Annotated in this window: 14 protein-coding genes; 4 read left to right on the top strand and 10 right to left on the bottom strand. The window is 35.1% G+C overall.

The features are described from left to right. Positions 1 to 4: 4 nt before the first annotated feature. The 6 genes from J6569_RS08585 to yejK are packed head-to-tail and all read right to left on the bottom strand — an operon-like array spanning position 5 to position 10,595. On the bottom strand, positions 5 to 1,102 hold the full coding sequence (locus tag J6569_RS08585) for an AAA family ATPase (RefSeq protein ID WP_085165274.1): 1,098 nt from the start codon (positions 1,100 to 1,102) through the stop codon (positions 5 to 7). Beyond that, on the bottom strand, positions 1,096 to 4,839 hold the full coding sequence (locus tag J6569_RS08590; protein WP_296318251.1) for a DUF4132 domain-containing protein: 3,744 nt from the start codon (positions 4,837 to 4,839) through the stop codon (positions 1,096 to 1,098). Before J6569_RS08590 ends, J6569_RS08585 begins: the two co-directional genes overlap by 7 nt. Beyond that, on the bottom strand, positions 4,833 to 8,537 hold the full coding sequence (locus J6569_RS08595) for a DUF4132 domain-containing protein (protein WP_296318252.1): 3,705 nt from the start codon (positions 8,535 to 8,537) through the stop codon (positions 4,833 to 4,835). Before J6569_RS08595 ends, J6569_RS08590 begins: the two co-directional genes overlap by 7 nt. Then, positions 8,534 to 8,671 (bottom strand): hypothetical protein, encoded by a 138-nt coding sequence (locus J6569_RS08600; RefSeq protein ID WP_167370075.1) that lies wholly within the window; start codon positions 8,669 to 8,671, stop codon positions 8,534 to 8,536. The genes J6569_RS08595 and J6569_RS08600 overlap by 4 nt, the downstream gene beginning before the upstream one ends. 34 nt (positions 8,672 to 8,705) lie before the next feature. Then, entirely contained in the window at positions 8,706 to 9,548 is an 843-nt protein-coding gene (nfo, locus tag J6569_RS08605; RefSeq protein ID WP_174798096.1) for a deoxyribonuclease IV, read from the bottom strand. Positions 9,549 to 9,590: 42 nt separating this feature from the next. Continuing rightward, positions 9,591 to 10,595 carry a nucleoid-associated protein YejK gene (yejK, locus tag J6569_RS08610; RefSeq protein WP_065589922.1) on the bottom strand — a complete coding sequence of 335 codons (1,005 nt, stop codon included), beginning with the start codon at positions 10,593 to 10,595 and terminating at the stop codon, positions 9,591 to 9,593. A gap of 397 nt (positions 10,596 to 10,992) precedes the next feature. Here yejK and J6569_RS08615 point away from each other — a divergent pair, with 397 nt between their 5' ends. Beyond that, complete coding sequence (locus J6569_RS08615; protein ID WP_296318253.1) at positions 10,993 to 12,372, top strand: MATE family efflux transporter; 1,380 nt, start codon at positions 10,993 to 10,995, stop codon at positions 12,370 to 12,372. A 72-nt stretch (positions 12,373 to 12,444) separates the two neighbouring features. Here J6569_RS08615 and J6569_RS08620 read toward each other — a convergent pair whose 3' ends face one another. The 3 genes from J6569_RS08620 to J6569_RS08630 all read right to left on the bottom strand — a co-directional run bounded on the left by J6569_RS08620 (position 12,445) and on the right by J6569_RS08630 (position 15,051). Further along, positions 12,445 to 13,128 (bottom strand): tetratricopeptide repeat protein, encoded by a 684-nt coding sequence (locus J6569_RS08620; RefSeq protein WP_296318254.1) that lies wholly within the window; start codon positions 13,126 to 13,128, stop codon positions 12,445 to 12,447. A 145-nt stretch (positions 13,129 to 13,273) separates the two neighbouring features. After that, positions 13,274 to 14,173, bottom strand: a complete 900-nt coding sequence (locus J6569_RS08625) for an EamA family transporter (protein WP_174798092.1) — start codon at positions 14,171 to 14,173, stop codon at positions 13,274 to 13,276. Positions 14,174 to 14,184: 11 nt separating this feature from the next. After that, positions 14,185 to 15,051: a YicC/YloC family endoribonuclease gene (locus tag J6569_RS08630; protein ID WP_174798091.1), complete on the bottom strand. Its 867-nt coding sequence runs from the start codon at positions 15,049 to 15,051 to the stop codon at positions 14,185 to 14,187. A gap of 161 nt (positions 15,052 to 15,212) precedes the next feature. On the opposite strand from J6569_RS08630, the gene rph reads away from it, so the two are divergent. The 3 genes from rph to J6569_RS08645 all read left to right on the top strand — a co-directional run bounded on the left by rph (position 15,213) and on the right by J6569_RS08645 (position 18,670). Next, complete coding sequence (gene rph, locus J6569_RS08635) at positions 15,213 to 15,929, top strand: ribonuclease PH (RefSeq protein ID WP_174798090.1); 717 nt, start codon at positions 15,213 to 15,215, stop codon at positions 15,927 to 15,929. A 13-nt stretch (positions 15,930 to 15,942) separates the two neighbouring features. After that, positions 15,943 to 16,590 carry an orotate phosphoribosyltransferase gene (pyrE, locus tag J6569_RS08640; protein ID WP_065574840.1) on the top strand — a complete coding sequence of 216 codons (648 nt, stop codon included), beginning with the start codon at positions 15,943 to 15,945 and terminating at the stop codon, positions 16,588 to 16,590. A 295-nt stretch (positions 16,591 to 16,885) separates the two neighbouring features. Then, complete coding sequence (locus tag J6569_RS08645; protein ID WP_065589926.1) at positions 16,886 to 18,670, top strand: DUF262 domain-containing protein; 1,785 nt, start codon at positions 16,886 to 16,888, stop codon at positions 18,668 to 18,670. 396 nt (positions 18,671 to 19,066) lie between these two features. On the opposite strand, the gene J6569_RS08650 is transcribed toward J6569_RS08645, so the two are convergent. Further along, a partial coding sequence (locus tag J6569_RS08650; RefSeq protein WP_296318255.1) for a hypothetical protein occupies positions 19,067 to 20,040 on the bottom strand: 974 nt, incomplete at its 5' end.

A 20,040-nucleotide genomic window follows, 5' to 3' on the forward strand; every position in this document is an offset into this window, starting at 1 on the left:
TTTATTATTTCCAGAATTTTTTAGACACCTGGTAGAATGAATGCCATACTGATGAGTTTTTGGCTCTTTCTCGCACCACATTATCCATATAAAATTGAATTCGTTTAATATCATCAGCATTGTCTTTTAAAACTACACCAATAAGCTGTTTAGCAATATGTCCACCCTCAAGGGTGCCCTCATCAAAATAATAGGCATCTAATGCTGAGGCATAAACAATATTGACAGCTTCTGCTGTTGACATCACCGCATCAGGTGTTTTCAGATTAGTGCCTGCTTGTGTTTGCCCCTGTCTTAACTCTTGAAACGTTGTTACTAATAGTTCAATGACATCGACTGGAATAATGATCTGCGATTTTAGTTCACCTAATTCCTGGTTAAGTTGCATTTGAATTAATTCTATTTCAAAGTTTTTATCAGTAATTGGGTTAACGGTTTCAAAATTAAAGCGACGTTTTAATGCAGCCGACATCTCATGTACACCGCGATCTTTTAAATTTGCCGTACCAATAAGATTAAAACCTGGTCGAGCGCTAATTTTAGCATGCTGTCCCATTTCTGGAATCATCATTTGCTTTTCTGACATCAATGACACAAGTACGTCTTGAATTTCAGGAGGACAACGTGTTATTTCTTCAAAGCGCACAATTTTACCTTGCTGCATACCGTGGTAAATTGGCGAACCAACTAATGCTCGTTCAGTTGGTCCTTCTGCTAATAATAAAGCATAATTCCAAGAATATCTGATATGATCCTCATTTGTCCCTGCCGTACCTTGAATAGTTAGGTTTGAATCACCACTGATTGCTGCAGCTAGCAGTTCAGATAACATCGATTTAGCTGTACCTGGTTCGCCAACTAACATTAAACCTTGTTTACCAAGCAAAGAGACAATCGCTCGATCAACAAGAGGATCGTCACCAAAAAATTTGCGGCTGATGCCAACCTCTTCATTGCCTAAAATAAACGTTCGTACCGATTTTGGTGATAATTGCCAACCTTGAGGTTTATTGTTATTATTATCCAATTTCAGCAACTTATTTAACTCTTTAGCATAACGTTGTTCTGCACTTAAGCGAATGGCTTGTGTTTGTTTTACCATAACCCTTTCTTCTCCCACTCTGGATCAAAACCGCTTGAGGCATTAGCAACAGCCATATAATCAGCATAAGCTTCTGCTAGTAATACTGGCGGCACATCGTTAATATCAATTGCATTACCGTTTTTCCCTTGCTTTTTACTAAAATATAGATTGTAAAGTACAACGGGAATATTCTCTTCTGGCACATAGCTACCACTAAATTCAATATTGATATAAAGCTCAAGTTCACTAAAATATTTATAATAGCCATAAAAGCAAGCACCGTCTTCAATGTCTTCTCGCTTATATCCTTGTTTAATTAATATATTTCGTATTGTAAAACTATCTGTTAGCCACCCTTTACGATCATCAATAATATTTTCTTCAACATGGCTAACATCAGGCAACGAATGGTTAAATTGTGTAAGTAGTAGCGAAACTTTGTAATCTGTAAGATGTTTTTGCCATGTTTTCACAACTTCTTCAGTTAACAATGCACTATGTGCAACAGTAATATAGTTTAGTTTGTTAAGCGCAATCTCGTCATCGTTTAAATCAATTAAACTGCCATCTTCGGTTGGACGAAAACTCTTTATAATTACCCCTGATTCATTCACTTCGAGCCATACTAAATGTTGAATTAATCGATTCATAATGGGATGGTTATAGAGATATTCTTGCCACTCTAAAACAGACCAACGTCGTTGCAAACACATAGCTTCGTATAGCCGCATTATTTGTAATTCAATTAATTGTTTCAGCTCTTTTTTACTATTATTAAATTGTTTTTTTGCTTCTTTAACTAGTGTTTCATCTTCAGATTTTCTTGCTTCGGGGAGTGTTTTAATTTCTTTACCTTCGGCGTTTTTTAATACAAATTTAAATTTATCATCTAATGTGGCTGTAAAAATTCGCTCACCATAATCAAGGCTCAGTACGCCCGATTCATCTAAACCTGCTGTTGGAATGGTGCGATCAGCCAGTTCATCAGCCGTCCACTGTTTTTGCTCAGCAATTTGGTTAATCAATAATTTTGCCTTTTTTTGCACGGACGGCGTTCGATAACGACGTGCAATTGATAATAAAAATTGAATAATAAGCGGATCATCACTAACGGCTATTGATTCAAGCATGGCTTCAATTTGTCCACGCCTGATTTGATAGTTTTTAATATAGTTTTTTATTATCGATACGGCAGTATTACCTTGTATGCCTCCAATTAGTGATAATATCCCCTTTGATTTAATAGCTGAACCAATCACACGGGAAAGCACTTCTTGCTTTATCATTTCGAATGCTTCGCTTAAAGTCATATTTTCATATTGACCATAATACTCGGGATAGCGCTTTGCATAATTTAAATAATCTTTCAAACGCTGTTTTGCATTTAAGTTTGCCTCTATTTCGGCTTCTTCAAGTGTTGGCGTTAGTGTGTCTTGCTTAATAAAAGCCTGTAAAATAAATACACCTAATTCGTGTTGACTTTTGATGCTTAAAAGTCGGGTATAAATGATTAATAATGGATTAGCAGGCTCTTTTAATTTTATCGCAAGCCAAATCCACCAAGTGATAATTTGAGGGGCAACCACCTTACCATTTTGCCAAGTTAATGCTGGAATTAAGTTTTCATCAAGCCATTTGGCATCTGCTGGTTTTTTGCCTGTTAAGCCTTTTTGTGCATCATCTAATAATTTTGTTGGCGTTAAATATTGGTTTATATTTTCACCTAAACTTTCAAGCGCAGCTAATAATGTTGCTTGTACAGATTCAGATTTCTCTTTGTTTAGCGCATTATTCAGTGCTTTAATTGATGATTTCTGTCCTAATTTTACCAACCACTTGGCAGCTAAAATACGCTGAGCTTGTTTGGTTGATATTAATGCCTCTTCCACTCGGTAATGAATATCAGGCAACATACTCAATGCTTTTTGTGCTAATAAACGTAATGATTGAGTTTCACCTAATGCCAGTTCAAGTAAATAAGTCACATATTTAGCTAGTAACTTCGGGAAAAAAGTTAATATTTTTATCCCTCGTTCTTTCTCAAAAAAATAATCACTGTTTTGCAGTTCTTGATTTGGCAGTAGTCCTAATGCTTCATCAAGATAAACGGAATTTTCGGCAAAAAATGGCCAAACTAAATTAGGATCGACCTCAGCTGTAGTTTCATAATAATAATTCATTAAAAATGCGGCAGCGATAGTACGTTTCGCATCTGGCACATAATCTATTTTATTCATGACTTCAACTAACTGGCGTAAATCGGTACGTAACAAGATTTCATGATGAGAAAAACTTAAACCTAAATAAAAGGAATTAGGCTGATGATGACAAATTTTTTCTGCACGTAATAAGTGATAAAGATTAAATTCAGGTAACGATGGCAAGCGTCCTTTATTCAAAATAACTTCATAAATTAATTTGTTTTTTATATCCGCCTGTTCGATATCACCTTTACCATTTAAACAATCAAAAATCGCATCTAAATCAGTAACAGTAATTGTTTTTAATTGCGCATAACGCTGTTGTTCAGATGTAATTTTGTAACCATATTCTTGGTTATATTGAATTTCCTGTTCTGCTTTCTTTTGCTGTTGGACTAATATTTCTTGGTAGTTTTGTTGCAAAATATCTCGCGCTTTAGAAGGTAAATTAACTTCAACGATCGATTCAAAAGGAGGAATAATTAATCCGATTTCTTGCTGTTTAGCATCCTCATTGACACTTAATCGTGATAAAGCCCCTTCGATGGTTTTTATTACGGTTTTATTCGTCTGACGAGTTAATGCTTCTTCTAAAATCTTGCGATTAACAGATAATCTAACTAATAAGTTTATCGCATGGCAACGTTGCTTAGGTGTTCCTTGATCTAATAAAACTTGTAATTCAGCTTGTATTATGTCAATAGGTAAACTTAGTAACAAGGTTGTTGCTAACTCACTGATTGCTTTTATATTACTTGTTGATTGTTTTACAAGCAAATCAATCACATCTTGTTTAAGTTTGTCTTGATTAGCAATATATTGTAATTGCTGTAATTGACCAGCTCTAGATAGCCCCTGTTCAGGCAAGGTTTTAAACCATTCAAGATGTTCATAAATATAGGGCAATAAACCATTAATCATAAACACATAATAAAAACACTTTAAATAAGATTCTGGTGTTTGTTGACGGTCAAAAATAGCAAATAATAGTTGTTTCCCTAGCCCTTTTTGTTCTATTTCGAGCAATTGATGTAATTGTTGAACAGACCAATTTTGACGTTCAAGAATAATTTTTTCAGCACTTTGATTATAGCTAAACAAAGTTGAAACCAATCCATCTAAAAATAGATATAAAAACCATAATGGTAAATTTGGCGTGATCACATCAATATTTTTTTGTTCTGAATAAATGCGACTTTGCTGCATATTTTCAATATAGGTTGCTGCCAATACCTTACCAAAACGGATAATCTGTTCTGGCGTATAGTTATCCGTCCATTGTTGATAAAATAGCGCTCTTGCTTTTATTGGTTGTTTTTTCTCAGTGGAATAATAAATGATATTAGTCGCACCTGGAAAGCCTAGGCGCCCATAAACTCGCTTTGCACTATTATACGTTTGTGATAATTGATTTAAATCCTCTAAAACTAGAGGATCTTGACCTTGTAAAATATATTTACAAATGCGCTCAGGAATCAATTTATCTAACCCCCGCAAAATCTCAAAACACGCTAATAAATTGCGCTCATTATTGTCAACAGTATCCTTTACCATATTAATTTATCTTCCCAATCAGGATCAAAGCCACTACACGCATTTGCAACCGCCATATAGTTAGCATAACCTTCAGCGAGTAACACTGGAGGCAATTTATCGAGAGCTATTGGTCTATCTTTTAAACATGGCTTTTTACTAAAATAGAGGTCAAAAAGAGCAACAGGGATATTTTCTTCTGGTACCATGCTGCCACTAAATTCAATATTAATATACAGGTTAAGACTAGCAAAATACTTATAATAACCATAAAAACAACCTGCATCTTCAACATTGTCACGCTTATAATCCAATTTGGTTAAGATACCACGTATCGTGAAACTGTCAGTTAACCAACCTAAACGTTCATCAATAATGTCATCTTTAACTTTACTTATATCTGGTAATGAGTGAGTCAATTGATCAAATAGCTCGGGGACTTTGTAATCTTTAAGATGATCTTGCCATTTTACTGTGATAGCACTTGGCAACACTGCAGAGTGGGCAAGGGCAATGCGATTACCTTCATTTAGTTCTATTTCTTCATCTTCAGTTGTAATTAAGCTACCATCCTCAGTTGGTCTAAAGCTGTTTACTATCTGTCCATTTTCATCTAATTCAAGCCAGATTAAACGTTGAATAAGCCGTCCTACGATAGGATGTGGCTGTAAGTATTTTTGCCAATCCTCTACTCGCCATTGACGCTGTGTACACATAGCTTCATAAAAGCGGGTAATTTGCATATTAAGCAATTGCGTTAGTTCTTTTTTACTGTTGGAAAACTGTTTTTTTGCCTCTTTCACTAAGGCTTGATCTTCGCTTTTTCGGGCTTCTGGTAAGGATTTAATTTCGTCACCATCTGCATTTTTTAAATGCCATTTAAACTTATCATCAAAAATAGCCGTAAATGTGCGTTCACCATAATCAAGGGTTAACACACCATTATCATCTAGCCCTGCGGTAGATATGGTGCGATCAGCTAGTTCATCAGTAGTCCAGCCATTGCGTTCTGCAATACTTTCTACCAATAAGCGGGCTTTTTCTTGTACAGATGCAGCACGATAACGGCGGGCAAGCGATAACAAGAGTTGCGTGATCAACGGATCATCACTTTGAGCAAGCGGTTCAAGCATCGCTTCAATTTGCGCTCGTCGTTGTTGATGATCTTTCATAAAACTACGTAATAACGAAACTGCAATATGACCTTTAATACCACTAGTTAATGCTAATAATCCTTTCGCTTTAATGGCTGAACCAAGATAGACTGCCAAAGCCTCTTTTTTTATCTCTTCAAATACTTGTTCAAAAGTAATATTGGCATAACTAGGGTAGTATTGAGGGTGTTGCTGGTAGTAGCCAATATATCGCTGCAATCGCTTATCGGCTAATGAATTGGCTTTTGCTTCGGCATCTTCCACCGTTGGCATTCGCGTATCTTGCTTAATAAAGCTTTGTAAAATAAATTCGCCTAATTGCTGTTGGCTTTGCTGACTTAATAAGCGACTATAAATAATTAACAATGGATTAGCTGGATCTTTTAACTTGACCGCTAACCACGCCCACCATTCAATAATTTGAGGATCAACTACATCACCATTTTTCCATGTTAATGGCGGAATTAGATTTTTATCAAACCAGTCAAAATCAGCAGGTTTTTTACCTTTTAAGCCTTTTTGTGCATCGGTTAATAGTTTTTTAACGGTTAGATGTTGACTAATATCTTCGCCTAATTTTTCTAAAGCGACTAATAAAACAGCTTGTACAGTTTCGCGTTTTTCTTTTTTTAAGGCATTATTTAATGCTTTAATTGAAGATTTTTGTCCTAACTCTGCTAACCAATTAGCGGCGGCAATACGCACCTCTTGCTTTGCTGATGTTAAAGCTTGTTCAACTTGGCAATGAATATTAGTAATCACACTTAAAGCGTTTTGTGCGGCATAGCGTACTTGTTTACTTTCGCCCAAAGCTAATTCAAATAGATAAGCAACATATTTAGTTGGAATATTTGGGAAAGTTTGTAATATTTTAATGGTACTTTCTACATCAACATTAAGATAAGACAAGGCTTCTTGTTTGGGAGCAAAACCTAAGGCCTCATCAAGCAAAAATTCGTTTTCAGCAAAAAATGGCCATAATTTGTGTGGTTCATTTTCATAGACATCGTGATAGGTATCTTTGGTTAAAAATGGCACAGCAACGACATAGGGCACATGCTGAGAATAATTGAGTTTTACTAATACATCTGCAATTTGTCTAAGATCTAATTTTTTTATAAATTCATTTTTTTCAAATAATCTTTCGAAATAATAAACGCCTGTATCTTTATCAGCTAATTGAGTCACTCGTAATAGATGAAAAAGCGTAAATTCAGGTAGATTCTGTAACCTTTTTTTGGCTAATAAAAATTTAATATCGATATTTTTATTGATTTTTTTGAGTAACGCCGAATATTCAATCTTACCATTTAAATAGTGATAGACATCATCTAAATCCTGTGAGGTAATCGTTTTTAACGTTTTATAGTATTTTCTTGCCCAATTATATGGAAGGTTATATTTTTTGTTATCTTCAACTTCTTTTTGTGCCGCTTTTTCACTTTCTATTAAATGTTCTTCATAATTTTGCTGCAAAATATCACGAGCAATAATGGGTAAATCAACATCATCGATTGGCTCAAAATCAGGAATGATTAAAGTTGCTTGTTGTTCGGCTGTATTTGCACTTTCAAGTCGTGATAAAGCACTTTCTATCGCAGCAATGACCGTTTTGTTAGTTTCGTTAGCTAAGGCTTGTTGTAAGATTGTCGAATCGGAGGATATTCTAGCCTGTAATGCGGCAGCATGACTACGCTGCTTAACTGTGCCAGCAGTTAACAAACGTTGTAAATGGGGCTTTACTATTTCGACAGGGGAACTAAGTAACATTTCAGTTGCTAGCTGATTGACTTGTTTGGAGCTATTTAATGACTGCACAGCAATAAAATCAATCAGTGGCATTTGTAGTTCAGGATGTTTTCGAATATATTTTAATTGTTCGACTTGCCCTAATATCGCAATATCTTGATTCGGTAATTGTTTGAATAATTCGATATGCTCAATAACATAAGGTAATAGACCATTAATCATAAAGAAATATTGAAAACAGCTGCGATATGTAATATTTTGGCGGTCAAATATAGCAAATAATAACTTTTTACCTAATCCTGATTCCTCAATCTCTAACAACTCATGTAATTGTTTAATTGACCAATTTTTTCGCTCATCAATCCGCTCTTCATTGTTACAACAAATCGGTAACGTAGTAATCAATCCATCATATAACAGGTATAGAAACCAAGAGGGTAACTCTGGAGTAATAAGTTTAATAAAACGTAAATTACCACATAACGCCGTTAAAACTCGTGCAAAACGGATTATCTGTTCAAAAGTATAATCATCAGTCCACCGCTGATAAAAAGCCATTCTTGCTTTTTCGGATGAATTGGGTTCGTCACAAATATTTGTATAATGAAGGTCACAAGGTCTTCGAAGTAACTCATAAAGTTTAGTAGCCGTGTTTGAAGACTGACACAATTGATTTAAATCAACTAATACATTTAGTTCATCACCCTGTAAGATATATTGAGTAATGCGCGTTGGCATGGTTTTATCCAGTTCTTTTACTGGGTCAAATATAGTGGTAATTAATTGTTGTGATGATAATTCATTTATTTTTTTCATATTCCTTTCTTCTCCCATTCTGGATCAAATCCGCTACATGCCTTAGCAACAGCCATATAATCAGCATAACTTTCTGCTAGTAACACACGAGGATCTTTGCTAATTTCAATTGTGTTATTTTTAATTGTATCCACATCACCGATAACAAAAGGTGTAACGCTTTAATAACTATTGACATTGCTCCTTTAGCCAGTTTATTTCTTGCGTCCAAATATCAGGATCAATGGTTTCTAAGATAAGAGGAATTTCGTCAATTCTTGGATCTTGCATAATATATTTAAATGCAGTTTCACCAATATTGCCTTTGCCTAAACTGTGATGGCGATCGACATGGCTAGCAAATTCGCTTTTAGCATCGTTTAAGTGCATGCCTCGTAAGTATTGAAAACCGACTATTTTTTCGAACTCAGCAAAAGTTTCTTGGCAAGCTTGTTCGGTACGTAAATCGTAACCAGCGGCAAAAGCGTGGCAAGTGTCAATGCAAACTCCAACTCTGCTTTTGTCTTCGACTTGGTCAATGATTTGCGCAAGATGTTCAAATTTATAGCCTAAGTTAGAGCCTTGTCCAGCCGTATTTTCAATAACAGCAACCACATTTTGTGTTTTGTCGAGCGTAATGTTTATCGATTCGGCAATGCGTGCTAGGCATTCATCAACCGATATTTGTTTTAGATCGCTTCCGGGGTGAAAATTGAGTAATGTTAATCCTAATTGTTCACAACGTTGCATTTCGTCTAAAAAAGCAGTGCGTGATTTTTCAAGCTGTTCACTATCGGGGTGTCCTAAATTAATAAGGTAACTATCGTGTGGCAAAATTTGTTTGCTGGTAAAACCATATTTTTCGCAGCGTTTTTTAAAGCTGTCGATGGTGGCTGTTTCAAGCGGTTTGGCGTGCCATTGTCGTTGATTTTTGGTAAATAACGCAAATGCGGTTGCGCCAATTTGATAGGCATTTATCGGGGCGTTATCTACCCCACCTGCTGCACTTACATGTGCACCAATGTATTTCATTTTTTGTCCTAATAACGTTGTTAGTTTATGATTAGCGGATAATTAGTTCGAGCCGCTATTGCGTTGTAGCTGATCACGCAAATTAGGCGGTACACCTTTAATAACCAGTGAGTCAGTCTGTGGATCCCATTTTATACGTTCACCTAACAAATTTGAATCGAAGCTTAAGGTTAATCCGCCACCGCTGCCCGAGAATTTTTTAAGTTGGCGCAATGCACTACGATCAACGGGGAATGTGTCTTCTAAATCGTATTCACTATTTTTGACAAATTCAATAAAGTTGTTATCGTCACTTGTTGGTAGTTCGTTGGCTAGATTTTTTAGTTCAATTTCTTCACCAGCTTGTAATTGAGCTTGACAGTAATTGTAGACGCTTTCACGTGCGTTGGTTTTGTCTTGTTTGTCAAATTGCATTTCTTGGCAGTAATCATCTACCGCTTTAACCAGTGTTTTGTTTTGTGCTTTCGCATCTAATCCTTCATTAGCACCTAGGTAGTCCATAAAAAAGTCAGATACTTTTCGCCCTACTCGTCCTTTTAAAAAGGTTAAATATCGTTTTGAGTCGGCTTGGGTTTCCCATTCGGTCATGTCTATACGGGCAATAATATCGGCATGGTCAATGTCTAGATATTGCGTTTCGCTAATATCTAAGTCTTCATTAACTAACATACTTAAACAACTATTTAACACCGCAATAATTAAGTATTCAACCGCCAAATAACGATATTGGCAAAACACCACCGTTCCTCCTTCTGCAAAAGGATATTTGGCAAGTTCGTTGCGTAGTTGTTTGGTTGATTCTTGGCTGAAATGTAAAAAATCTTGATTGCCTAGCCGTAGTTCTTTTAGTGATTGTTCAAATAAGCTTTCGCTATTAAATAATCCATAGGCTTTGCTTTTGTTATTATAGATGCGGTTGATATCTTCAATTAGATTAACAACCGCTTGCTCGTTGTCGAGCATTGAGTCACGAAGTTGTAGTTCAATTTCGGTGTCGCTTTTTCTAATTAATTTATGCAGTATGATCTTTTCTATTTGTACGCTCATTGGTGAGGTTCCTATTGGATCGCTATAATCATTAAGGACATTATTTTATCAAAGCGCTGAAAAAGTGCTATTAACAATTTGCCAGTCTGTTAAACTAGCACAGTTAAATTGCATAAATCTATACTGAAACGTATAGTTACCTGAAACTTTTTGACAAGATTTAACTACACGTAAGCGCAGTCGCGATAGCAAGGTTTAGATAATCGCTATCAGTTATAATCATTAAAATTAAGAAATAAGTAAAAATCGAAAACTGAATTTATTATTTTGCTAATATACCTAACAAGCAATTTGGGGGTATCATTATCAATGTAAAATAATGATTATGCTTTTTATACTGAAACGTATAGTTACCTGAAACTTCTTTACAATATTTATCAACGGAAAATTAAAAGCAATGGCTCACTCTATTGATGTTTATAATGATTTTAAAAATAAAAAAATCAGTGCACTATTTTGGCAATATGCGCTGCCAGCAGTGATTGGAACGATTGTTAATACACTTTATAATATTATTGATGGCATTTTTATTGGCCATTGGATCGGGCGCGAGGCGTTAAGTGCTGCTGGTCTTATTTTACCTGTGATGAATTTAGCAGCGGCAATTGGTATGTTAGTTGGAATCGGTTCGGCCAGTCGGATTTCAATTTTTTTAGGTCGTGGTGAAAACGACAAGGCCGAAAAAGTCGCTGGTACGTCGTTTATGCTAACTGCAGTACTGAGTGGTTTTACGCTGTCAATGCTGCTTATTTTTATTGATCCCGTGTTACGTTTTGTCGGTTCTAGCCCTGTTAACCATGTTTATGCTAGAGAGTTTTTAGAGATTTTTCTACCTGGTAGTATCTTTTTAACCCTCACTTTTAACTACAACAATATGATGCGTGCAAGTGGTTACCCTTTTAAAGCCATGGTAACTATGTTTGTCAGTGTGATTGCTAATATTATTTTAGCGCCAATTTTTATTATTGGTTTAGGCTGGGGGATGCGTGGAGCTGCAATGGCAACGACGTTATCGATGATGATTAGCTTTGTATTTGTTATGCAACATTTTTTAAATAAAAACAGTAATATCAAGCTTTATCGTCGTAATTTTAAGTTGGACTTTTCAATTGCAAAATCGGTTATATCAATCGGTTTATCGCCTTTTTCAATGCAAATGGCGGCATCAATCGTTGTAGTGTTTATTAACTGGCAACTTAATCGTTATGCTCCACTTGCTAATGTGTCGGGCGATGATTCAATTGCTGCTTTTTCTAATGCTAACCGGCTTATTACTTTAGTGATTATGATTGTCATTGGTATCAACCAAGGTATGCAACCTATTATTGGTTATAATTATGGTGCTAAAAATTATGATCGCGTTAAAAAGACTTTCTTTTATGCTGTGAAAGTAGCAACGGTTGTAACTTCGCTCGGTTTTGTATTAGGATTTTTTATTCCAGATATGTTGGTGCGAGCTTTTAGTTCCGAGGAAGATTTAGTGCAACTTTCGGCTATTGCATTACGATTTACTACACTCTCTTTTATTTTTGTTGGCTTTCAAATGGTTACCACTAGCTTTTTCCAATGTATTGGTATGGCAAAAATTTCGATTTTATTAAGTCTTTCAAGGCAAATTTTGATTTTGTTACCAGCACTTTATATTTTACCATTATTTTTGGGTTTTGATGGTGTTTGGGCTGCTGCCCCAACGGCCGATCTGTTATCAACAGGTACAGCTTGCCTTGTGCTTTATTGGTATTTTAAATCACTCAAGAAAAGACATTGTTGTAATTAATACTGCCGTTTAAGTTAATCAGGGCTTAACGCCCTTTTTAATTTAGCCCAATTTTATTTACTGAAGTCGTTTTTATTTTTGTTCACAAAATTCATGCTTAATTCCATTTTCACAAGCTTTTTTAAACAATTCTTTCGCTTTTTTGGTATCTTTTTTAACATCATAGCCATTAAAATATATCACACCAAGATTCCATTGTGCGTAAGGATCATTTTGCTCGGCTGCTTTTTCCAACCAAATTTTAGCTAAACTATAATCTTGTTCAACAACTTTACCATCAAAATACATATCACCTAAAGAATATTGAGCATTTACATTGCCATTTTCGCTCGCTTTTTGATACCATTCCAAAGCTTTCGTTATATTTTGTTCAACACCTTGGCCTTTTTCGTACATATACCCTAAATTAAATTGAGCTTCGTCGTCTTTTTCTGCTGCTTTTTGAAACCATTCAAAAGCTTTGGTGTAATCTTGTTCAACTTCTTCACCTTTATAATATAAGCTAGCGATATTAGTCATAGCATATACAATACCTTGTGCCGCAGCTTTTTCGTACCATTCTATTGCTTTTTGCGCATCTTTTGTGACAGAAATACCATAAAGGTACCTAACGCCAAGATAAAATTGTGCTTCTGGATTATTTTCTTCTGCCGCTTTTTTGTATAATTTGTCAAAACTCAAATCTCGAAAATCTTGAGCATAAGATGGGTTTGAGAAACATATGAACAATAAAAATAATGCAACTAATTTTTTCACGTTATATTGCTTATTAGTAAAACTTAATGAAGTTAAAATATATATTTTAATTTATTATAAACTAAAATTACTGAACTATTTTTAGTAATATCAAAATAAAACAAAAGTCTATTAATTCCGTTCAGTATTTCGTATTGTAGCCTTATTATGTCGAAGCCGATAAGTTTGTAATACTCGATAAGGTCACAAACATAAGACACAGAAAAATCAATATAACCCCAAACCACCCAACTAATGACATTTGTTCGCCAATAATTAACATCGCTAATATGGCCGCAATAACAGGCTCTAATAAGCTGATTGTAATAGCCGAACTAGCCGATATTTTAGATAAACCATAACCATAACATAAATACCCCATAAACATGGGGATCAATGCTATATAAATACAAACAGCAATATTGGTTAGTGAGTCAAATAATGCAGTCCCTGTGAGTAACATAACGGGTATGAGTAAGATGCCACCAAAGCCAAAGGTTGCCCCCATGGCCGATTTTGTTGATATGCCTTTTAACATTAATTGACGAGCTGACCATGAATATAAGGCATAGGTAAATCCAGCAATTAATCCTAATAAAATACCTATAGTGGTGTGTTCATATTGCGTTGTGGTGGAATTATCTTCTGAAAAGGCAAGTAAAATCATCCCCAAAATACCAAAGGCTGCTCCTATTACCCATTGTTTAGTTAGGCGAAAATCACGACTAATATATTCAATGAGGGCTGAAAGGATCGGGGCTGATCCAATAGAAACTACTGTTCCAATTGTTACACCCGATAAGCGCATAGAGCTATAAAAAGCTAAAGGATAAATCATAACAGCAATAGCACCAACAATAAGTAAGTGAACATGCTTGATTAATAAATGGCGTTCTTTGATTATTTTAGATATTGCCAATGTACATTGTAAAATGCCACCAATACCCATTGCTAGCGAGCCAATGAGTAAAGGTGAAAGCGAGGGCGCAAATGTAGCAGCTGTGCCCGTTGTCCCCCATAAAATAGATGCTAATATGACAGCTAAAATACCAAGTACTTTATTCATTAGATAGGTGATTACTCAATATTTTGTACTTGCTCACGAATTTGTTCAATAAGTACTTTGAGTTCAATCGCACTGGCTGTCACATCAGCATTGATTGATTTAGATGCAATAGTGTTAGTTTCTCGATTAAACTCTTGCATCATAAAATCCAATCGACGACCTATCGCTTCGTTTTTCTTTAAGATCGAATAAGTTTCTTTAACATGTGTCATTAGGCGATCAAGCTCTTCGGCAACATCAATTCGCTGGGCAACCATCACTATTTCTTGCTCTAGGCGAGAATGATCCAGTTCAATATTAGCTTCAGCCAATTTACTTTTTAAACGTTCTTTTTGCCATTCAAGTATTTGCGGCATCCAATTACGAATCTTATCCACTTCTACGGTAATGGCTTCTAAACGTTTAACAATTAAATCACTAAGCGCTTTACCTTCACGTTCTCGAACAGCTTTAAACTCGTCGATAGCTGTATCAAGTAACGCTAGGATTTCTTGTGATATGCTGTCAAGATTTTGTTCTTTTGCCGACAATACGCCTGGCCAACGAAGTACATCAATCGGGTTAACTTGTCCTGATTGATGCTCTGTTTGAACCCAATTAGCGGCATTTAAAATTTGCTTAGCAAGATCTTTATTTAACGAAAGTTCTTGATTTTGCGCTGCAGGATCTAATTCAAAACGTAAATTACATTCGATTTTACCACGAGTTAGACGATTACGGAGTCGTTCACGTATCATCGGTTCAAGTGAACGAAACTGTTCTGGTAGGCGGATATAGGTTTCTAAATAACGTTGATTAACTGATCGGAGTTCCCATGAGGCGGTTCCCCAAGATTGATTTAACTCCTTTCTGGCATAGGCGGTCATACTGGAAATCATAATTGCTTCCTAAATTTATAAAAAACTTGCTGGGCATTGTACCACATATTCTGTATAATATGCTCTTAGCTTAGGCTAAACATCAACCTTATCTTGTTGATGTCCCCCTAAATAATTAGCTCAAAAAAGATATTTTTTAATTGTAACATCTGGAGAATTGCATGCGCCCGTCAGGTCGATCTGCGGAACAAGTCCGCCCTATCAAAATAACCCGTCATTATACTAAGCATGCAGAAGGTTCTGTATTAGTTGAGTTTGGTGAAACTAAAGTACTTTGCAATGCCACTATTGATGAAGGTGTGCCACGTTTTTTAAAGGGGCAAAACCAAGGTTGGGTAACTGCTGAGTATGGAATGCTACCTCGTGCAACCCATTCACGAACTCAACGTGAAGCGGCTAAAGGTAAGCAAACCGGCCGCACTATGGAGATTCAACGCCTTATTGCCCGTTCACTACGTGCAATGATCGACCTTAAATTATTAGGTGAATATACTATCACGTTAGATTGCGATGTTATTCAAGCAGATGGTGGTACCCGAACTGCGTCAATTACTGGTGCTTGTGTAGCACTAAATGATGCAATCAACAAAATGGTTGCAGATGGTAAAATTAAACAAAATCCAATTAAATCATTAGTTGCTGCTGTTTCTGTCGGTATTGTCGATGGACAAGCAGTGTGTGACTTAGAATACATAGAAGATTCAAACGCTGAAACCGATATGAATGTTGTTATGACTGACGATGGTCGTATGATTGAAGTGCAAGGCACTGCTGAAGGCGAACCTTTTAGTCATGACGAATTATTAAAACTGTTAGAGCTAGCAAAAAATGGCATCAAAACTATTATTGATGCACAAAAACAGGCCTTAAAAGATTAATTGGAGAGGATCGATGAAATCATATAAAAGTGAATTTATTGAATTTGCATTAAATAGGCAAGCATTAAAGTTTGGTGAATTCACCTTAAAATCGGGACGCAAAAGTCCCTATTTCTTTAATGCAGGATTATTTAATACAGGTAAAGATCTGGCTTTATTAGGTCGTTTTTATGCAGCCGCACTAATGGATGCTAATTTAGAGTACGATGTCATTTTTGGTCCAGCCTATAAAGGTATCCCTATTGTTTCATCAACCGTTGTTGCACTATCTGAACATCATAATGTTGACATTCCTTACTGCTTTAACCGTAAAGAAGCAAAAGATCATGGCGAAGGCGGTAATTTAGTAGGTAGTTCGATCTATCAACAGCGTGTTATGTTGGTCGATGATGTTATTACTGCCGGAACTGCTATTCGTGAATCGATGAAAATATTAGCAGATAACCAATCTAAACTTGCTGGCGTACTGATTTGTCTAGATCGTCAAGAAAAAGGTCGTGGTGAACTGTCAGCAATTCAAGAAATTAAACAAACTTATCATTGCAATGTAATTTCAATTATTACGCTTGATGATTTAATCCAGTACCTCTATAAAGATCCAGCTCGAAAAGATCAAGTAACGCAAGTTGAAGCTTATCGGTCTGAATTTGGGATAAAGTAATAACAAATTACTTTTCTATATTTATAAAAACTAAAGCCTCGAAAGAGGCTTTAGTTTTCATGTTTTATCTAGAAATTTTTATTATCAGTAAGATAAATTCCACAATAAAGTAAAATAATTGCTTTTATTTTTTTAAGATTTAATCATCATATCAAGCCTTTTAAATTTTATTTATATTATTAATCATGATAATTAATTTATATGAAACAAGTAAATTGTTAGAATAATAACTAATAATCAAATGTTTTCAAATTAAATTAAATTAAATTAAATAGAAATATAAGTAGGTATAAATATGGAAGAATCTTTTAAACCCCGTAGTTTATCAATTAGTGAATTATTTGGTGATACAAAAAATCTTTATAAAATACCAAAGTATCAAAGACCTTATAAATGGGAAAGTGAACAAGTTGAACAGTTATGGGACGATATTTTAGAATCATATGAAAATGACGTACCAAATTACTTTCTTGGCTCTGTTATTACAGCAAATTCTTATGATGAACCTAATTCCCCTTATATTGATGTTGTCGATGGACAACAAAGATTAACAACGTTAATGATACTATTTTGCGTTATACGTGATTATTTTCCGAATCTTAATCTACATGATAATTTAAATCCCCTTTCTGTAAACATTGATATTATCCGTTCTGCAATAATCTTTAATAGCCGAGCTTCACGTTTAAGATTACACACTCATAGCTCTCATCAATCTGATTTTGAAGCGTATATTTTAAACGAGGGAGCAACAAAAATATTGCCGCCTCCATATAAATATCAAATTAAAAATGATCAAGAACCCAAATTTAAATTTATTAATACCGCACTAATTTTTAAAGAGAAATTAAATTCTTTACCTGAAAATAAACTTGGAGAGTTAATTAATTACTTGTTTTACCAAGTTAAAATTATACGTATCGATTGTACCAGTCGTGATTTTGCTATTAAATTGTTTCAGGTGCTCAATAATAGAGGTTTAGATTTAACTTCTGCTGACTTAATAAAAAGTTTTTTATTAGAAAAGCTTTATAAAAAATATAAAGATGATTTAGCCACTTCAAAATTAAAAGAAGATAGTTTTATGTCTGATTGGCGTGAAATGGAGCAGCTCATTAAACAATGTGACGATATAAGTTTAAATGATTTGTTTATTATTTACGCACATTATTTATTAGGCTCAAATCAAAAAAAATCATTCACTGAAGAGCTACAAAACTTATTCGAAAATCAAGATCCTAATCAAGTCATAGCCTCATTAAAACAATTTGTTATTAATTATTACGAAAAAATATATTGTTCAAAAGATAAAAATATTTATTCATTCCAATATTTGAGATGGAGTAATTATTGGAAAGCGATATTAATGACAGCCATTACAACAAATTATAAAGATTTTGATGAATTAGTTTTTGAACTAAGACGCTTTTATTATTTATATTGGATTGCGGGAAAAACATTATCCCAAGTAAAGCAGACTTCTTTTAATGTCATTAAAGCACTGAAAGAAAAAAAACATATCAATTATTTAAAAGCAATCTTTTCAAATAAGTTAAATTCCGAAAAGATTTATGAATTAGCGATATCTCAGCTAACTTCTAATATGGTTGATAAAGAAGCATGGATTAAACCTCTTTTGATTTTAATTGAGTATGATCTAACCGATCAATCTAATCCTATTTTATTAAAACTTAATAATGACTTGCACCTTGAACATATATTACCTAAAAAATATAAGACTATTGCAGAATGGAATCATATCACCGAAGAAGTAAAAAACAGATGGTTACATAGTATTGCTAATTTGACATTATTAAGCGGTAAAAAAAACATTGATGCTAGTAATAATCCTTTCAATGTCAAAATGATCGTATATCAGGGTAATCATACTAATAACACGACTGCATTTCGCCTTTCTCAAAAAGTATTAGATGATTTTAATCAAAAAACATTTAATCAACAATGGCATGAAGATGCATTAAAAGATCGTTATAATTGGATACTTGCACGATTAGAAAAATTATTAGCTATAGATTTTACATTAGTAAAGCAGATAGATACCCCAAAAATGGCAAAATAATGATCAATCAACTAATATGATGTGTAGGAATCAATTGTTGGTTATAGGAAATAGTCAGTTAAACTACTGTAATAAACTTTCATAAAATAAAATTAACGCCGTATCACCAACAAGTGATATGGCGTTAATATCATAAAGAAAATTATTATCAATTTGAATAAACGTATTACGGCCATTCATTCAACCGTTTGTAATACAAAAAGACCTCATGAAGCACTAACTCTCCCTGACATATCTTTATATATTTCTAAACTGCCTACACGGCAGTGAACCATAACCAACATTTGTCCATTTTCGCCCTGGATTTCTAAACCGCCTACACGGCGGTAAACAATTTTATGATAGTTAAAGTATCAAAATAGGTATTTCTAAATATTGGCCTCGGCGACCTCAGGACTAAGGTCTAAGGTCCAAGGAGCAAACAACATAAGTGCTGTAAAACGGGAAGTACCCATAGAAGTTGCCAAAGTGTGAGCCCACAGTGAACGGGTGGCTATCCTTAACCTTAGCAGCTTCCTTCCAGTAGTCGTCGTCGGTATCGCTCATCCAGTAGTTGTCGTCGGTATCGCTCGTCCAGTAGCGGTTGTCGACAAAGCTAGCACCAGTGTAGCCGTACATGCTGCCCCACTCGGAAAAAAAGCCTGCACCAATATAGCGCATGTAATTATTATCTGATGAAGATGGGCTGGCGCCTACAGGACCTGCCGCGTTAGTTAAATCCCTGATCCTTGGCATCCGGTAGCCTATATTATTACACCATGCTAACTGGTCATTATGACGTCTACCATTAACATATCCATTGGGATTATCCCGAACGACGAACCACTGCCTCAACACAAATCCATATTTTACTACCTCAATGCCATATCTATCTCTACCCACTAACTCAAACGTTTGCGGTAACTTTGGTACAGCAATTCGGCTAGGATTTGGATTATCCCATTGATTTCTGGCCTCTGGACCTGTTAACTTAACACGGGCGACAACTTTTGCAAAATCCTCCCAAGGAATCCAATAGTCATTATTAGCTACAACATTTGTCACTGTTGCTGTAATTCCCTCATGCGTGACCGGTTCCCATGTCAAGTCTCTCACATCTATTCCTGTTATAAGTAAATCAAAATATAAATTATGCGCTCCTGTAGTTGGAAAATTGAGGTTGTATGATTTAGGATCGATTGATTGAACTAGGAAGCCCTTCTTAGGATTCCATATGTCAGCTGGACCTGCGTATTCGTCATTACCCAAAAATAGATTCGGCCTTGCATAATGGATAACTGCCGACGGTAGCAGTATTGCATCACTACGATTACCCGTTCGAACCTTTTTGCCATTCGCCTGTACATTCCATAAAGAAGACAATAATAACA

Source organism: Gilliamella sp. (genome assembly GCF_024104075.1).
Lineage (GTDB): Bacteria > Pseudomonadota > Gammaproteobacteria > Enterobacterales > Orbaceae > Gilliamella > Gilliamella bombi.

What these genes read in the sequence shown, in the direction of transcription:
- rph (WP_174798090.1), top strand. Translation starts at nt 15,213, where the DNA reads ATGCGCCCGTCAGGTCGATCTGCGGAACAAGTCCGCCCTATCAAAATA.
- nfo (WP_174798096.1), bottom strand. Translation starts at nt 9,548, where the DNA reads ATGAAATACATTGGTGCACATGTAAGTGCAGCAGGTGGGGTAGATAAC.
- J6569_RS08645 (WP_065589926.1), top strand. Translation starts at nt 16,886, where the DNA reads ATGGAAGAATCTTTTAAACCCCGTAGTTTATCAATTAGTGAATTATTT.
- J6569_RS08595 (WP_296318252.1), bottom strand. Translation starts at nt 8,537, where the DNA reads ATGAAAAAAATAAATGAATTATCATCACAACAATTAATTACCACTATA.
- J6569_RS08590 (WP_296318251.1), bottom strand. Translation starts at nt 4,839, where the DNA reads ATGGTAAAGGATACTGTTGACAATAATGAGCGCAATTTATTAGCGTGT.
- J6569_RS08625 (WP_174798092.1), bottom strand. Translation starts at nt 14,173, where the DNA reads ATGAATAAAGTACTTGGTATTTTAGCTGTCATATTAGCATCTATTTTA.
- J6569_RS08630 (WP_174798091.1), bottom strand. Translation starts at nt 15,051, where the DNA reads ATGATTTCCAGTATGACCGCCTATGCCAGAAAGGAGTTAAATCAATCT.
- J6569_RS08615 (WP_296318253.1), top strand. Translation starts at nt 10,993, where the DNA reads ATGGCTCACTCTATTGATGTTTATAATGATTTTAAAAATAAAAAAATC.
- yejK (WP_065589922.1), bottom strand. Translation starts at nt 10,595, where the DNA reads ATGAGCGTACAAATAGAAAAGATCATACTGCATAAATTAATTAGAAAA.
- J6569_RS08585 (WP_085165274.1), bottom strand. Translation starts at nt 1,102, where the DNA reads ATGGTAAAACAAACACAAGCCATTCGCTTAAGTGCAGAACAACGTTAT.
- pyrE (WP_065574840.1), top strand. Translation starts at nt 15,943, where the DNA reads ATGAAATCATATAAAAGTGAATTTATTGAATTTGCATTAAATAGGCAA.